The organism is Paracoccus sanguinis (genome assembly GCF_900106665.1).
Lineage (GTDB): Bacteria > Pseudomonadota > Alphaproteobacteria > Rhodobacterales > Rhodobacteraceae > Paracoccus > Paracoccus panacisoli.
Window position 1 is genome coordinate 810264 of record NZ_FNNA01000002.1, and the last position, 14170, is coordinate 824433.

Consider the following 14170-nt stretch of genomic DNA (forward strand, 5'->3'; position numbering starts at 1 on the left):
TCGCCCCCCGGACCCCCCGAGGATATTTGGGCAAGGAAGAAAGGGGGGGCTTTGGGGGGCGTGGGTGCCGCGCGTCCGGGTGGTGCGGGGTGAGCTTCGAGGAGGAGCGATTGCGGGTCTGGGCAGATCGCAGGGCATGGCCGCGCGGCAGGCCTACCCCCCGCGCTTCGCCCGTTGGCCCACGAACCAGTCGAGGCGCTTCTTCAGCTCGCGCTCGAAGCCGCGCTCGACGGGGACGTAGAGGACCGGGCGCTTCATGCCCTCGGGGAAGTAGTTCTGGCCCGAGAACCCGTCCTCGGCGTCGTGGTCGTAGGCGTAGCCGGCGCCGTAGCCCTGTTCCTTCATCAGCTTCGTGGGCGCGTTGAGGATATGCGCCGGGGGGGTGAGGCTGCCGGTGCGCTTCGCCTCGGCGCGGGCGGCCTTGTAGGCCACGTAGCCGGCGTTCGATTTCGGCGCCAGCGCGAGGTAGATCACCGCCTGCGCCAGCGCCAGCTCGCCCTCGGGGCTGCCCAGCCGCTCGTAGAGCGCCCAAGCGTCGAGGCATTGGCGCTGCGCCGCGGGGTCGGCGAGGCCGATGTCCTCGATCGCCATGCGCGTCAGGCGGCGGGCGAGGTAGCGCGGGTCCTCACCCCCCTCGAGCATCCGCGCGAGCCAGTAGAGCGCTGCGTCCGGGTCCGAGCCGCGCACCGACTTGTGCAGCGCCGAGATCAGGTTGAAGTGCTCGTCGCCCGACTTGTCATAGCGCGCGGCGCGGCGCATGAGCCGCTGCGCCAGCGCCTCGCGGTCGAGTTTGGCGTCGGTCTTCCACGCCATCACCTGCTCGACCAGGTTCAGGGCTGCCCGGCCGTCGCCGTCCGCCATCTCGAGCAGCGCGTCGCGGGCCGGGCCGTCGAGCGGCAGGGCGCGCCCCATCTCGCGCTCGGCCCGCTGGGCGAGCAACTCGAGGTCGGCGAGTTCGAGACGGCGCAGCACAACCACCTGCGCGCGGCTCAGCAGTGCGGCGTTCAGCTCGAACGAGGGGTTCTCGGTGGTGGCCCCGACGAGGAGGATCGTGCCGTCCTCCATATGCGGCAGGAAGCTGTCCTGCTGGGCCTTGTTGAAGCGGTGGATCTCGTCGACGAAAAGCAGCGTGCCCTTGCCGTCGGGCTGCTCGCGGCGCAGACGGGCGGCGTCGAACACCCGCCGCAGCTCGGCCACGCCCGAGAAGATCGCGGAAATCTGGACGAACACCCGGTCGGTCTGGTCGGCCAGAAGCCGGGCGATGGTGGTCTTGCCGACCCCGGGCGGGCCCCACAGGATCAGCGAGGACAGGCTGCCCGCGGCGAGCATCGCGCCCAGCGGGCCGGCCTCGCCCAGCACCTCGTCCTGGCCGATGACCTCGGACAGGCGTTGCGGCCGCAGCCGGTCGGCCAGCGGCCGGTGGGCGGCCCTGCCCCCGTCCGCGGCGGTCTGGCGGTCCCGTGACCCACCCTTCCCGCTGCCGTGGGGCTGCAGCGGGGTCGGGGCGGGCGCGGAATCGAACAGGTCGGGCATGGCGCGAGACTATGCCCGACCGCCGGCAGAGTGTATCCCCCGCCGGCGGTGTCGCCTCAGTGCATCTTCCCGGCGAGATTGATGGCGGTGCACTGGTAATACCCATCGTCGATCCAGCAGAGACGGCCGATCGCCTCGGCCTCGATCTTGCAGCGCGAGAACACCCGCGGCCACGCCTCGCCATTGAGCGACAGCAGCCGGGTCGCGCCGACGCCGCGGGCGCAGCTCACCATCGTGTCCACGAGCTGGGCGTGCACCCGGCGGCGGATCGACTGGGGGGTGTCGTGGCTGACGAAGAGGCGCGTCGCCTCCCATGTGTGGTCGTCGACCGGGGCCTCGCCATAGAGCAGGTCCTGCGGGATCGAGCCGCCGAGGATGCCGCGCTGCGCGTCCCGGATCATGTAGGAATAGATGCCGCAGCTTGCGGTGGTGGGGGTCAACCGCATCCCGGCCAGCACCTTGCCGCCGTCATGCACGGCCACCCAACGCGACTGGGGGGTGTCGTACTGGTCGAACTCCATCCCGTCGACCTGGGGAAGGTCCCAGTTGCGCTGGATGATGAAGCTCTGGCGGCGGGCACGGAAGAAATTGGCGAACAGCTCGCCGTAGTTGTGGAGGTTGGTGAACGAGAGGGTCGTGGTTTGCATGGGTCTTCTCCTGGTTGATCGTGTCAACCCGTCGGAGCGCCCGCGTCGAAAGTCCCGTGGCCTTACAGCAAGCGGTAGTCCTTGGCGCGTTGCAGCGCCTCAGCCGTCGTCTTGGCCATCAGGCGTTCGCGGACCGAGATGAGCCGGGCCTTGAACGCGCTTTCGGTGATCCCAAGTTTCGCCGCCGCCGCCGCGTGACGGTCCCCCTCCGCGATGCACCGAAGGGCTTCTTGCTGAGCCTTCGTCAGGCTCTCCGGCGGCTCTGTCGCATCGTGGAGCCGTCGTACCAGTGTCGAGATCGCCTCGATCTCGTCATCCGTGAATTCACGCTTGTCATGCGCGCAGCCGGCAATCGTCCGCGACTTGAGCGAACCGCACGACACGATGACACCGTAGTTGAGCCCGAATCGCGCGCCTTCGGCGATGATCCCGAACGGGTCGGGGATCGGCAGCACCGACCACCGGATCGAGCCGGTGGTCGAGAATCCCCAGGCGATGGTCGGGTCGCGCAGCGCGTAGCCGCGCTCGGCGTAGTGATCGGTCCAGGCCTTGGGATAGGCCTGGAACTGCATGATCGGTGCCGCATAGCGGATATGGAGCCCGATGAAATACCCCATCGGCGCCAGCTTGCGCAGGCGGGCGAGGGTCGCGGTGATTTCTGCTCTGGAGGACATATCTTTTTAGATAAACTGCACACACTAACGTCAATCGGATACAGGAGGTCCGCCCCATCCGATCCATCTTTCCACGCCTCGCCCCGACCACCCGGCCTGATTTCGCCGGACTGAGGCTTTCTTGCACATAACTCGTTAACAAAAAGAGAATCCCGCCCGGGACGGGGCGGGATTCTTTTCGACGTTGCGACGATTTTCGCCTCGGGCGGGTGCGGCAAACTTGCGCACCCGCGGGGCGCGAATCAGGCCTCGTATTCGGTCTCGGCCTCGGCCTCGAGCCGGGCGCGGTCGGCGGCGCCCTTGGCGCTCACGTCGCGGTCAACGAACTCGATGATCGCCATCGGCGCCATGTCACCATAGCGGAACCCGGCCTTGAGGACGCGGACGTAGCCGCCCTGGCGGTCCTTGTAGCGCGGGCCGAGGATCTCGAACAGGCGCGCGACGTGCTGGTCCTGCTTGAGCTGGGCCGCAGCCTCACGGCGGGCGTGCAGATCGCCGCGCTTGGCCAGCGTGATCAGCTTCTCGATCACCGGGCGCAGTTCCTTGGCCTTGGGCAGGGTCGTCTTGATCTGCTCATGCTCGATCAGCGAGCCGGCCATGTTGGCGAACAGCGCCTTGCGGTGCTCGTGGGTGCGGTTGAGGCGGCGGTAGCCGCGGGCGTGACGCATGATGGTCTCCTGGCGTTTTGCTTTGTCCGGCCCCCGTGCGTGGCGGGGACTCTCCTTGGGGCGGGATTGCCCGGGGTGGTGCGGCGGGGGGTGCCCCCCGCCGACTGCTCAAAACTGGTCGTCGAACCGCTTGGCGAGGTCCTCGATGTTCTCGGGCGGCCACTCGACCACGTCCATGCCGAGGTGCAGGCCCATGCCCGAGAGCACTTCCTTGATCTCGTTGAGGGACTTGCGGCCGAAGTTCGGGGTCCGCAGCATCTCGGCCTCGGTCTTCTGGATGAGGTCGCCGATGTAGACGATGTTGTCGTTCTTCAGGCAGTTGGCCGACCGCACGGAGAGCTCGAGCTCGTCGACCTTCTTCAGCAGCCGCGGGTCGAACTCGAGCCCGTCCTCGGCGTCCGAGCTGCGGGCCGATTCGGGTTCCTCGAAGTTGACGAACACCGCGAGCTGGTCCTGCAGGATGCGGGCGGCATAGGCCACCGCGTCCTCGGGCGACAGCGAGCCGTCGGTCTCGACCCGCATGGTCAGCTTGTCATAGTCCAGCACCTGGCCCTCGCGGGTCGGCGTGACCTCGTAGCTGACCCGCTTGACCGGCGAGAAGATCGCGTCGATCGGGATCAGCCCGATGGGGGCATCCTCGGGGCGGTTCTTGTCGGCGGCGACGTAGCCCTTGCCGACCGCGACGGTCAGCTCCATGTGCAGGTCCGCGCCCTCGTCGAGGTGGCAGATCACGTGGTCGCGGTTCAGCACCGTGATGCCCGCGGTCTCGGAGATCTGGCCGGCGGTGACGGCCCCCGGCCCCTTGGCCGAGAGGGTCAGGCGCTTCGGCCCGTCCACGTCCATCTTGAGCGTCACGCCCTTGAGGTTCAGCACGATGTCGGTCACGTCCTCGCGGACGCCGGCGACCGACGAGAACTCGTGCAGCACGTTGTCGATCTGCACCGAGGTGATCGCGGCGCCCTGCAGCGACGACATCAGCACCCGGCGCAGCGCGTTGCCGAGCGTGAGGCCGAAGCCGCGCTCGAGCGGTTCGGCGACGACGGTGGCCACGCGCGCGGCCTGTGCGCCCGGACGGACGTCAAGCTGCGCCGGCTTGATCAGCTCGGCCCAATTCTTGTGGATCATGCGATTGCCTCCATTCCTGTTTCCGGCCCCATGTCCAGCCGCCGGAAACGCCCGAGGTATAAAATGCGACGACCGGCCCCCGCCGGGACGGGCGGGGGCCGGGCAGAAATCGGTCGGGTCAGACGCGCCGGCGCTTGGGCGGGCGGACACCGTTGTGGGCGATCGGCGTCACGTCGCGGATCGCGGTGATGTTGAAGCCGACGGCGGCCAGCGCGCGCAGCGCGGATTCGCGGCCCGAGCCGGGGCCCTGGACCTCGACCTCGATGGTCCGCATCCCGTGCTCCTGCGCCTTCTTTCCGGCGTCCTCGGCGGCCATCTGGGCGGCGTAGGGGGTCGATTTGCGCGAACCCTTGAAGCCCATGGTGCCGGCCGACGACCAGGCGATGGCGTTGCCCTGCACGTCCGAAATCAGGATCTTTGTGTTGTTGAACGACGAGTTCACATGCGCCACGCCGGTGGCGATGTTCTTGCGTTCCTTGCGCTTCATGCGCGTCTTGTCGCGTGCCATGTTGCGCTCTCCTTATTTCTTCTTGCCGGCGATGGGTTTCGCCGGGCCCTTGCGGGTGCGGGCGTTGGTGTGGGTGCGCTGGCCGCGCACCGGCAGGCCGCGGCGGTGGCGCAGCCCGCGGTAGGACCCGAGGTCCATCATCCGCTTGATGTTCATCTGCGTCTCGCGGCGCAGGTCGCCCTCGACGGTCAGGTTCGCGTCGATGTATTCGCGGATCTGCAGCACTTCCGCGTCGGAAAGCTCGTTGACGCGGCGGGCGCGGTCGATGCCGACGGCCTCGCAGATCTGTTCGGCGTACATGGCGCCAATGCCGTGGATATATTGCAGCGCGATCGGAACACGCTTGCCGGTCGGGATGTTGACGCCAGCGATACGAGCCAAGTCCGGTCTTCCTTTTCGTTGCGGGTCCGTAGCACCAGACCCTTTTTTCACAACCAATGGCCCGCGGCGGTCAGCCGTCGGGCCAGGGCTCACCCCGGATGGGTGATTCTCGCATGGAGATGGCGGTTTTTAGTCGCTGGTGACCGGAGCGTCAACCCCGTGGACCCTGTCGGGCGCCGGGATCTGGTCGGGCGGCAGGCCGCTGGAGCCGGGGTAGAAGTGCTCGCAGGCGCAGGCGGCGCGCAGGTTCTGGCCCCAGTCTACCGCCAGCGGGATGGAGTTGCCGGCGTCGCCGATCCCCTGCTCGACCGCCGAAAGGTCGCGCAAGCCCCCCGTGCCCCGCAGCGCCGCGAGGCGGCTGGCGTAGGCGGTCGCTTCGGGCAGCGGCCACGCGGTGCCGGGCGCGATGGCGCGGTCCGAGACGAAGAGCTCGGTGCCCGCGCGGCAGTCCACCAGCTCGATCTCGCGCGAGGCGGAGTGCCCCGAGACCTCGGTGAGCTGGCTGACGAACCCGCCCCCATCGTCCCGCGCGGCCGCGATGTGCCAGGTGCTGCCGGGGTCGTCGCCCTGGGCCGGATAGACCAGCTCGTGCCCGCAGGGCGCCAGCAGCCCGAGCGTGGGGGGCGGCGCGTCGGCCCGCGCTGCCCCCAACGGCAGCGCGACGAGCAGCGCCGCGAGCGCCACCCCGCCGTGGCTCACCCGCTCAGACCGTCCATGATGCCCGCGACCTGCCGGCCCACGGCGTCCATCTCGGCCATGCCGTCGACCGGGTGCAGCTGGCCCTTGGCGTAGTAGTAGCCGATCAGCGGCGAGGTCTTTTTGTAGTACTCGAGCAGCCGGGTCCGCAGGCTGTCGGCGTTGTCGTCGGCGCGGCGGCGCAGGTCGGTCGAGCCGCAGACGTCGCACTTGCCCGGCTCGGTCGTCGGCTTGGTGGTGTCGTGATAGACCTCACCGCAGTTGCCGCAGGTGAAGCGGCCGCTGATCCGGTCCACGAGGGCGGCGTCATCCACCTGCATCTCGATCACCGCGTCGATCTTGCGGCCCATGCCGGCGAGCAGCTCCTCGAGCGCGTCGGCCTGCGGCAGGGTGCGGGGGAAGCCGTCGAAGATGAAGCCGGGGGCGTCCACGGTCTCGAGCTTCTCGCGGATGAGGCCGATCACGATCTCGTCCGTGACGAGCTGGCCCTTGTCCATCACATCGGCCACCACGCGGCCCATCTCGGTCCCCGAGGTGCGCGCCTCGCGCAGCATGTCGCCCGTGGACAACTGCACGAGGCCACGATCCTCGACGAGCGTGCGGGCCTGGGTGCCCTTCCCGGCGCCGGGCGGACCCAGCAGGATGATGTTGATGGTCAATTCGTCCCCCCCTTTAACATGACACCGCGCGCGCCCGGACCGGGCACGCGCGAAGGTTGCGTCAGCGGCGGGCCGGCAGGCGTTTCGGCTTGGCCTCGCCCGGCTTGCGCTTGCCGCGCAGCTGCGACCGCTCGATCAAAGCCTCGTATTGATGCGCGAGCAAGTGGCTTTGGATCTGGTTGATGGTGTCCATCGTCACCGAGACGATGATCAGCACCGACGTGCCCCCGAAGTAGAACGGGATCGACAGCTGGTGGCGGATCACCTCGGGCAGCATGCAGACCGCGGCGAGGTAGAGCGAGCCGATCACCAGCACCCGGTTCACCACGTAGTCGAGGTATTCCTCGGTCCGCTTGCCCGGCCGGATGCCGGGGATGAAGCCGCCCTGGTTCTTCAGGTTCTCGGCCACGTCGTCGGATTTGAAGGCCACGTTCTGGGTGTAGAAGTAGCTGAAGAAGATGATCATCGCGGCGAAGAACAGCAGGTAGAGCGGCTGTCCGGGGCCGAAATAGGCGAGGATCGTCGACATCACCGGGCCGGTCTGGTTGCCCGAGAAGGTCGAGATGGTGATCGGCAGCAGCAGCAGCGAGCTGGCGAAGATCGCCGGGATCACGCCGGCCGGGTTGACCTTGATCGGCAGGTGGCTCGACTGGCCGTCATAGACCTTCATGCCGACCTGGCGGCGGGGATACTGGATGCGGATCTTGCGCAAGGCCCGCTCCATGAACACCACGAAGGCCATGACGACGACGACCAGCACGATCACGCCGAGGATCACCGGGGTCGAGATCGCGCCCGAACGGCCTTGCGCGAAGAACTGCGCGAGGTGGCCGGGGATCTCGGCCAGGATGCCGACGTAGATGATCAGCGAGATGCCGTTGCCGATGCCGCGGGCGGTGATCTGCTCGCCCAGCCACATCAGGAACATCGTCCCGCCGACCAGCGTGATGACCACCGCGGCGCGGAAGAACCAGCCCGGCTCGTGGGCCATGCCGCCCGCCTCGAGGCTGACGGCGAGGCCGTAGGCCTGGAACAGCGCCAGCAGCACGGTGCCGTAGCGGGTGTACTGGTTGATCTTCTTGCGGCCCTGTTCGCCCTCTTTCTTGAGCTGCTCGAGCGAGGGGACCATCGACGCCAGAAGCTGCACGATGATCGAGGCCGAGATATAGGGCATGATGCCGAGGGCGAAGACGCCCATCCGGCCCAGCGCTCCCCCGGTGAACATCGACAGGATGCCGCCGATGCCGGCCTGCGCCTGCTCCATGAAGTTGCGCAGCGCGCCGCCGTCGATGCCCGGCACCGGGATGTAGGTGCCCAGGCGATAGATGATGAGCAACCCGATGGTGAACCAGATCCGCTGGCGGAGTTCGGTCGCCTTGCCGAGCTGGCCCCAGCTCAGGTTCGCGGCCATCTGTTCTGCGGCTGACGCCATGACTGCCCCTTGTCGTTCCGGCCCGCGGGTCGGCATATGTGTCCGGCCGTGGCCGGATTTGGCAGCGCCGCCGGACCCGTTCCGGTCGCGGCGGCGCTGTCCGTCAACTCGGACGCTATCTATGGGGCGGCGCGCGCCCCTTCAACAGCTTTCCGCCCCTCCGCTGCGCCGGGCGTCAGGCCTCGGCGCTCGCCTCGGTGGCGGTCTCGCGCACCGGACGGGTCAGGGTCAGCGAGCCGCCGGCCTTTTCCACCGCCTCGGCCGCGGCCTTCGACGCCCCCGCGAGGGTCAGGTTCAGCGCCGCGGTCAGTTCGCCCTTGGCGAGCAGGCGGATGCCGTCGAGCTTGCGCTTGGTGGCGCCGGCTTCGATCAGCGCGTCCTCGGTGATCGCGTCGCCCGCGTTCAGCTTGCCCGCATCGACCATCGCCTGCAGCTGGCCGAGGTTGACCACCGCGAACTCGAGCCGGTTCGGCTTGTTGAAGCCGCGCTTCGGCAGGCGGCGGTAGAGCGGCATCTGGCCGCCCTCATAGCCCCCGAGCGCCACGCCCGAGCGCGAGGTCTGGCCCTTGATGCCGCGGCCGGCGGTCTTGCCCTTGCCCGAACCCGGGCCGCGCGCCACGCGCTTCTTCTTGCGGTTGGCGCCGTCGTTGTCGCGCAGTTCGTTCAGTTTCATGTCGCTTCTCCTGATGCCGGAAACGTCCCCGGAAGCGAAGGGCGGGACGCACACGGCCTGATGGGTAGGAATCGCCCGCGGACGTGTGCCGAGGACGAACCCGGGGGCCATAAGCGAGAACCGCCCCGGACGCAAGCGCTCAGGCGTCGGGCGCGGGCTCGGGTGCGGGCTCGGGTGCGGGCTCGATGCGGCGCCCGAAGAGCACGAGGTGGTGGTCCACGATGCGGTAGCCGTAGCGCGCCGCGACGCGGGCCTGCAGAGCCTCGATCTCGGCCGAGACGAACTCGATCACCTCGCCCGAATCGACGTCGATCAGGTGGTCGTGGTGGGCCGCGGGCTCGGCCTCGAAGCGGGCGGGACCGGCGTCGAAGCGGTGCTGGCGCAGGAAGCCCTTGTCGGTGAGCGTGGCGAGGGTGCGGTAGGTCGTCGCCTGCGAGACGCTCGGGTCGATCCGGCGGGCCCGGTCCAGCACCGCCTCGGCGTCGGGGTGGTCGGCGGCGCGCAGCAGCACCTCGGCGATGGCCTGGCGCTGGCGGGTGACGCGCAGCCCGGCGCCGCGCAGCATCTCGTCGATCTGCGCCCGCGCCGCGGCGGGATGGTCGGGCAGCGGGGGCGCGGCGGGTGGAGGGGTGAGGGGCGGGTCGCGGTCGGTCATGGGACAAGGGTAGCGCCGCAGGCCGCACCGATCAAGATGAGAGCGGTTCTCGTCTGGCTTGACAGTTGAGAACCGTTCCCGATAACTGGCGGGCAGCGCCCCCGCTGGCGCGCGAAGGATGAGGGTGCAGGCGTGACGGCGACAGGCAGATGGCTGGCGGCAGGGGCGGTGCTGATGGCGCTGCTCGCGGGGCTGATGCTCGCCGCCGGCGGTTCTGGCCCCGGCACGGCGCCCGCGGCCCGCGCGGCGGACGGGCGTCTGGTCGTCGTGACCACCTTCACGGTGCTCGCCGACATGGCCCGCAACGTGGCGGGCGACCACGCCGAGGTCGTCTCGATCACCAAGCCCGGGGCCGAGATCCATGGCTACGAGCCCACCCCGCAGGACATCGTGCGCGCCACCCGCGCCGACCTGATCCTGTGGAACGGGCTGGGGCTCGAGCGCTGGTTCGCGCAGTTCCTCTCGACCCTGCCGCCGACGCCCGCGGCGGTCGTCTCGGACGGGCTGGCGCCGATCGCCATCGCCGGCGGCCACACGGCCGGCGCCCCCAACCCGCACGGCTGGATGGGGGTCGAGGGCGCGCGCATCTACGTCACCAATATCGCCGACGCGCTGGCGCAGGCGGACCCGGCCAATGCCGACGCCTACCACGCCAACGCGGCCGCCTATCTGGACCGGATCGAGGCCGCGCTCGCCCCGGCCCGCGCCCGGATCGCGGCGCTGCCGCCCGAACGGCGCTGGCTCGTGACCTGCGAGGGCGCGTTCCCCTATCTCGCCCGCGACCTGGGACTGCGCGAGCTGTACCTCTGGCCGATCAACGCCGACCAGACCGGTACCCCGCAGCAGGTCCGCGCGGTGGTGGACGGGGTGCGCGCCCATCGCGTGCCGGCGGTGTTCTGCGAAAGCACCGTCAGCCAGAAGCCCGCCCGCCAGGTCGCGCGCGAAACCGGCGCGGCCTATGGCGGCATCCTTTACGTCGACAGCCTGACCCCCGCCGACGGGGCGGTGCCGAGCTACCTCGACCTCTTGCGCGTCACCACCGACACCATCGCCCGCGGGCTGACCGGAGCCGCCTCATGACCGCCTCACCCCCCGTGGACAGCGCCGCGGCCGTCCCGATGGACGGCATCGTCGCCCGCGACGTGACCGTGACCTACCGCAACGGCCTGACCGCGCTGTCGCACGCGAGTTTCGCCGTCCCGCGCGGCACGGTGACCGCGCTGGTCGGCGTCAACGGCGCCGGAAAATCCACGCTCTTCAAGGCGATCATGGGCTTCGTGCCGACCGGCGCGGGCGAGATCACGCTGATGGGCCGCCCGGTCGCGCGGGCGCTGCGCGAGAACCTCGTGGCCTATGTCCCGCAGGCCGAAGAGGTGGACTGGTCCTTCCCGGTGCTGGTCGAGGACGTGGTGATGATGGGCCGCTACGGCCACATGGGGCTGATGCGCCGACCCCGCGCGCCCGACCGCGCCGCCGTCACCGCGGCGCTGGCGCGGGTGGGGATGGAGGCGTTCCGCCACCGCCAGATCGGCGAGCTGTCCGGCGGCCAGAAGAAGCGCGTGTTCCTCGCCCGGGCGCTGGCGCAGGACGGGCAGGTGATCCTGCTCGACGAGCCCTTCACCGGCGTCGACGTGACGACCGAGGAACAGATCGTGGCGCTCTTAGGCGAACTCAGGGCCGAGGGGCGGGTGATGCTGGTCTCGACCCACAACCTCGGCTCGGTGCCGCGGTTCTGCGACCGGGTGGTGCTGGTCAAGGGCACGGTGCTGGCCTACGGCCCGACCGAGACGACCTTCACCCGCGCCAACCTCGCACGCGCCTTCGGCGGGCAGCTGCGCGAGGTCTCGCTGGGCGGGCCGGACCTGCACCACGACGACCACGCCGACGACCGGCGGCTGACGATCCTGACCGACGACGAGCGCGCGGTGGTCCATTACGGCGGCCGCCCGCTGGTGCCGGGGGACGAAGGATGAGCGCGGCGTTCGAGCCCTTCGCCTATCGTTACATGATCGACGCGATCTGGGTGGCGGCGCTGGTCGGCGGGGTCTGCGGGTTCCTGTCCTGCTATCTCATGCTCAAGGGCTGGTCGCTGATCGGCGACGCGCTGAGCCATTCCGTCGTGCCCGGCGTCGCCATCGCGGGCCTTCTGGGCCTGCCCTTCGCACTCGGCGCCTTCGTCGCAGGCGGCCTCGCCGCCGCTGCGATGCTGGCGTTGCAGGACCGCTCGGGGCTCAAGAGCGACGTGGTGATCGGGCTGATCTTCACTGCCTTCTTCGGGCTCGGCCTCTTCATCGTCTCGGTGGCGCCGATGGCGGTGTCGATCCAGACCATCGTGATGGGCAATATCCTGGCGATCCCCCCCGCCGACACGGTGCAGCTGGCGCTGATCGGCGGGGTGACGCTCGCCGTCCTACTGGTCCGCTGGCGCGACCTCGTGGCGGTGTTCTTCGACGAGATCCACGCCCGCACCATCGGCCTGCGGCCGGCCCGCCTCAAGGCGCTGTTCTTCGCGCTGCTCGCGGCCTCGGTGGTGGCGGGGATGCAGACGGTGGGGGCGTTCCTCGTCATCGCGCTGGTGGTGACGCCGGGGGCGACGGCGTATCTGCTGACCGACCGCTTCCCGCGGCTTCTGGCGCTGGCGGTGGCGATCGGGGCGGGGACGAGCGCGCTCGGCGCCTATCTCAGCTATTTCCTCGACGGGGCGACGGGGGGGATCATCGTGCTGCTGCAGACGGCGCTGTTCGTCGCGGCGTTCGTCCTCGCCCCCACCCACGGGCTGCTGGCCGCCCGCGCCCGGGCCCGCGCCGCGCTGAAGCCCCATCCGGCGGCGAGGGCGGAATGAGCACGCTCGCGGCCTTTCAGTTCGACTTCATGCAGAACGCGCTGATCGCGGCGATGCTGATCGCGCCGGCGGCGGCGATGCTGTCGTGCTTTCTGGTCCTCAAGGGCTGGGCGCTGATGGGCGACGCGGCGAGCCACGCCACGGTGCCCGGAGTCGTCGTCGCGTGGCTGCTGGGCTGGCCCTACGCGGTGGGCGGGTTTCTGGCCGCGATGGCCTGCACCGTCGCGGTCGGGTTCGTCTCGGAGAACAGTCGGGTCAAGACCGACACGGTGATGGGGGTGGTCTTCGCGGGGATGTTCGCGGCCGGCATCGTGCTGCACACGGCCACCGGCTCGGGACTGCATCTCGACCATATCCTCTTCGGCAACATGCTGGGGATCGAGCCGGCGGAGCTTTGGACGGCCGGCGCGATCTCGGTCGCGGTGGCCGGGCTGCTGCTGGTCAAGTGGCGCGACTGGCTGCTCGCGGCGTTCGACCCGGTGCAGGCGCGCGCCTCGGGGCTGCGGACGGGGGCGCTGCACTACGGGATGCTGGCGATGCTGTCGGCGATGATCGTGGCGATGCTGTCGGCGATCGGGCTGATCCTCGCGGTCGGCCTGCTGATCGCGCCGGGGGCGACGGCCTTCCTGCTGACCCGCCGGATGGGCGAGATGATGGCGGCGGCCTGGGTGATCTGCCTTGCGGCGATGGCCGGCGGGGTGGCGCTGAGCTTCCGGCTCGACAGCGCGCCGGCGCCGACCATCGTGCTGATCCTGACGGCGATGTTCCTCGCCGCGCTGGGGTGGCGGCAGGTCCGGGTGCGGCGCGCTACCCGCTGAAGGGTTCGAGCGGCAGGTCGTGCGCCTCGGCCAGCGCCCGGACCTCGTCCATGCTGCGGGCGGCGAGGAAGCCCGCCACATCTTCGCCCGCGACCTCGGTCAGCCGGGCCGAGAAATGCGGCTCGAGCGCCGCGCAGGCCACGAACCCGTCGGCGCAGGGATAGATGCGGTAGTCCCGCCCCGCGCCGGACAGAAGCCCGCCGCCGACCGTCGCCCCGTGCCGGACCGCGGCGGCAAAGCGCTGCGCCACCTGCGCGAGGCCGACGCGCGCGTGCCGCCCCGGCAGCCCCCGTTCGCGGCCCAGAAGCAGGGCGCAGGCGGCGGCCGCGGCGGCCTCGGCCCCGCCGAGATCGGCCAGCAGCGTGCGCGGCATGGCGCGCGGATCGACGAGGCCGGCGGCGGCCTGATAGGTCAGGTCGTGGCCCGGCACCTCGGGCGCTTCGGTGTCGCCGACGATTTCCACCCACACCAGCGCCGGGTTGACCTGCGCGAGCGCCGGGACGGTGATCCCGAGCCGCGCCAGCGCCGCGGGGCGGTGGCTCGAAATGAGCACATCAGCGCCGGTCAGGAGTTCGCGGAACCGCGCCTGCCCGGCCTCGGCACGCAAATCCACGGTCTCGACGCGGGCGGCGGCGTTCAGCTCGGCATACCAGCCGGGCATGATGGTGGCGGTCATGTCGCCCGCGGGCGGCTCGATCTTGATCACCGCCATGCCTTGCGCGGCCAGCAGCGCCGCGGCCGCGGGGCCCGGGACGTTGGCGGCCATGCAGACGCAGGTGAGGCCGGCAAGCGGCAGGGTCGGGTCGGGCGAATCGGTCATGGGGGCTCTCCTCGCGCCGAGGGATAGCGCGAAGCGGGG

The 14170-nt window shown here is 70.1% G+C and carries 17 protein-coding genes; 4 read left to right on the forward strand and 13 right to left on the reverse strand.

Annotated elements, in window-relative coordinates; genetic code table 11:
• Positions 1 to 153: 153 nt before the first annotated feature.
• The 12 genes from BLW17_RS10395 to BLW17_RS10450 all read right to left on the reverse strand — a co-directional run bounded on the left by BLW17_RS10395 (position 154) and on the right by BLW17_RS10450 (position 9561).
• Positions 154 to 1533, reverse strand: coding sequence for a replication-associated recombination protein A (locus BLW17_RS10395; protein WP_081969222.1), 1380 nt, complete (start codon positions 1531 to 1533; stop codon positions 154 to 156).
• Positions 1534 to 1589: 56 nt separating this feature from the next.
• Positions 1590 to 2180 (reverse strand): acyl-homoserine-lactone synthase, encoded by a 591-nt coding sequence (locus BLW17_RS10400; RefSeq protein ID WP_036704559.1) that lies wholly within the window; start codon positions 2178 to 2180, stop codon positions 1590 to 1592.
• Positions 2181 to 2242: 62 nt separating this feature from the next.
• Complete coding sequence (locus BLW17_RS10405) at positions 2243 to 2854, reverse strand: autoinducer binding domain-containing protein (protein ID WP_036735661.1); 612 nt, start codon at positions 2852 to 2854, stop codon at positions 2243 to 2245.
• 242 nt (positions 2855 to 3096) lie between these two features.
• Complete coding sequence (rplQ, locus tag BLW17_RS10410) at positions 3097 to 3522, reverse strand: 50S ribosomal protein L17 (protein WP_036735659.1); 426 nt, start codon at positions 3520 to 3522, stop codon at positions 3097 to 3099.
• 108 nt (positions 3523 to 3630) lie between these two features.
• Positions 3631 to 4647, reverse strand: a complete 1017-nt coding sequence (locus tag BLW17_RS10415; RefSeq protein WP_036704562.1) for a DNA-directed RNA polymerase subunit alpha — start codon at positions 4645 to 4647, stop codon at positions 3631 to 3633.
• A gap of 118 nt (positions 4648 to 4765) precedes the next feature.
• Positions 4766 to 5155 carry a 30S ribosomal protein S11 gene (rpsK, locus tag BLW17_RS10420; protein WP_036704563.1) on the reverse strand — a complete coding sequence of 130 codons (390 nt, stop codon included), beginning with the start codon at positions 5153 to 5155 and terminating at the stop codon, positions 4766 to 4768.
• Between the two features lie 12 nt (positions 5156 to 5167).
• Positions 5168 to 5536 carry a 30S ribosomal protein S13 gene (gene rpsM, locus BLW17_RS10425; protein ID WP_036704565.1) on the reverse strand — a complete coding sequence of 123 codons (369 nt, stop codon included), beginning with the start codon at positions 5534 to 5536 and terminating at the stop codon, positions 5168 to 5170.
• A 129-nt stretch (positions 5537 to 5665) separates the two neighbouring features.
• Positions 5666 to 6235 (reverse strand): hypothetical protein, encoded by a 570-nt coding sequence (locus BLW17_RS10430; protein WP_036735656.1) that lies wholly within the window; start codon positions 6233 to 6235, stop codon positions 5666 to 5668.
• On the reverse strand, positions 6232 to 6891 hold the full coding sequence (locus BLW17_RS10435; protein ID WP_139305975.1) for an adenylate kinase: 660 nt from the start codon (positions 6889 to 6891) through the stop codon (positions 6232 to 6234). The genes BLW17_RS10430 and BLW17_RS10435 overlap by 4 nt, the downstream gene beginning before the upstream one ends.
• 61 nt (positions 6892 to 6952) lie before the next feature.
• The gene (secY, locus tag BLW17_RS10440; protein ID WP_036711910.1) at positions 6953 to 8323 is read right to left on the reverse strand and encodes a preprotein translocase subunit SecY; all 1371 of its coding nucleotides are present in this window, start codon (positions 8321 to 8323) and stop codon (positions 6953 to 6955) included.
• A gap of 175 nt (positions 8324 to 8498) precedes the next feature.
• Positions 8499 to 8996, reverse strand: coding sequence for a 50S ribosomal protein L15 (gene rplO, locus BLW17_RS10445; RefSeq protein ID WP_036704569.1), 498 nt, complete (start codon positions 8994 to 8996; stop codon positions 8499 to 8501).
• A 139-nt stretch (positions 8997 to 9135) separates the two neighbouring features.
• Positions 9136 to 9561, reverse strand: coding sequence for a Fur family transcriptional regulator (locus tag BLW17_RS10450; RefSeq protein WP_036735668.1), 426 nt, complete (start codon positions 9559 to 9561; stop codon positions 9136 to 9138).
• Between the two features lie 264 nt (positions 9562 to 9825).
• Here BLW17_RS10450 and BLW17_RS10455 point away from each other — a divergent pair, with 264 nt between their 5' ends.
• From BLW17_RS10455 to BLW17_RS10470, 4 genes are read left to right on the forward strand one after another with little or no spacing between them, the layout of a single operon-like run.
• On the forward strand, positions 9826 to 10731 hold the full coding sequence (locus BLW17_RS10455; protein WP_036736493.1) for a metal ABC transporter substrate-binding protein: 906 nt from the start codon (positions 9826 to 9828) through the stop codon (positions 10729 to 10731).
• Positions 10728 to 11624, forward strand: coding sequence for a manganese/iron ABC transporter ATP-binding protein (locus BLW17_RS10460; RefSeq protein WP_036736495.1), 897 nt, complete (start codon positions 10728 to 10730; stop codon positions 11622 to 11624). Before BLW17_RS10455 ends, BLW17_RS10460 begins: the two co-directional genes overlap by 4 nt.
• A complete protein-coding gene (locus BLW17_RS10465) occupies positions 11621 to 12493 on the forward strand; it encodes a metal ABC transporter permease (RefSeq protein WP_036736497.1) in 873 nt (290 codons plus the stop codon). Before BLW17_RS10460 ends, BLW17_RS10465 begins: the two co-directional genes overlap by 4 nt.
• The gene (locus BLW17_RS10470) at positions 12490 to 13311 is read left to right on the forward strand and encodes a metal ABC transporter permease (RefSeq protein ID WP_036736498.1); all 822 of its coding nucleotides are present in this window, start codon (positions 12490 to 12492) and stop codon (positions 13309 to 13311) included. The genes BLW17_RS10465 and BLW17_RS10470 overlap by 4 nt, the downstream gene beginning before the upstream one ends.
• On the opposite strand, the gene BLW17_RS10475 is transcribed toward BLW17_RS10470, so the two are convergent.
• On the reverse strand, positions 13301 to 14131 hold the full coding sequence (locus BLW17_RS10475) for a CoA transferase (protein ID WP_036736499.1): 831 nt from the start codon (positions 14129 to 14131) through the stop codon (positions 13301 to 13303). The two genes, BLW17_RS10470 and BLW17_RS10475, sit on opposite strands and share 11 nt — an antisense overlap.
• Positions 14132 to 14170 lie beyond the last annotated feature (39 nt).

Coding starts and splice junctions, on each gene's coding strand:
- BLW17_RS10395 (WP_081969222.1), bottom strand. CDS start 1,533: ATGCCCGACCTGTTCGATTCCGCGCCCGCCCCGACCCCGCTGCAGCCC.
- BLW17_RS10400 (WP_036704559.1), bottom strand. CDS start 2,180: ATGCAAACCACGACCCTCTCGTTCACCAACCTCCACAACTACGGCGAG.
- BLW17_RS10405 (WP_036735661.1), bottom strand. CDS start 2,854: ATGTCCTCCAGAGCAGAAATCACCGCGACCCTCGCCCGCCTGCGCAAG.
- rplQ (WP_036735659.1), bottom strand. CDS start 3,522: ATGCGTCACGCCCGCGGCTACCGCCGCCTCAACCGCACCCACGAGCAC.
- BLW17_RS10415 (WP_036704562.1), bottom strand. CDS start 4,647: ATGATCCACAAGAATTGGGCCGAGCTGATCAAGCCGGCGCAGCTTGAC.
- rpsK (WP_036704563.1), bottom strand. CDS start 5,155: ATGGCACGCGACAAGACGCGCATGAAGCGCAAGGAACGCAAGAACATC.
- secY (WP_036711910.1), bottom strand. CDS start 8,323: ATGGCGTCAGCCGCAGAACAGATGGCCGCGAACCTGAGCTGGGGCCAG.
- rplO (WP_036704569.1), bottom strand. CDS start 8,996: ATGAAACTGAACGAACTGCGCGACAACGACGGCGCCAACCGCAAGAAG.
- BLW17_RS10450 (WP_036735668.1), bottom strand. CDS start 9,561: ATGCTGCGCGGCGCCGGGCTGCGCGTCACCCGCCAGCGCCAGGCCATC.
- BLW17_RS10455 (WP_036736493.1), top strand. CDS start 9,826: ATGGCGCTGCTCGCGGGGCTGATGCTCGCCGCCGGCGGTTCTGGCCCC.
- BLW17_RS10460 (WP_036736495.1), top strand. CDS start 10,728: ATGACCGCCTCACCCCCCGTGGACAGCGCCGCGGCCGTCCCGATGGAC.
- BLW17_RS10465 (WP_036736497.1), top strand. CDS start 11,621: ATGAGCGCGGCGTTCGAGCCCTTCGCCTATCGTTACATGATCGACGCG.
- BLW17_RS10470 (WP_036736498.1), top strand. CDS start 12,490: ATGAGCACGCTCGCGGCCTTTCAGTTCGACTTCATGCAGAACGCGCTG.
- BLW17_RS10475 (WP_036736499.1), bottom strand. CDS start 14,131: ATGACCGATTCGCCCGACCCGACCCTGCCGCTTGCCGGCCTCACCTGC.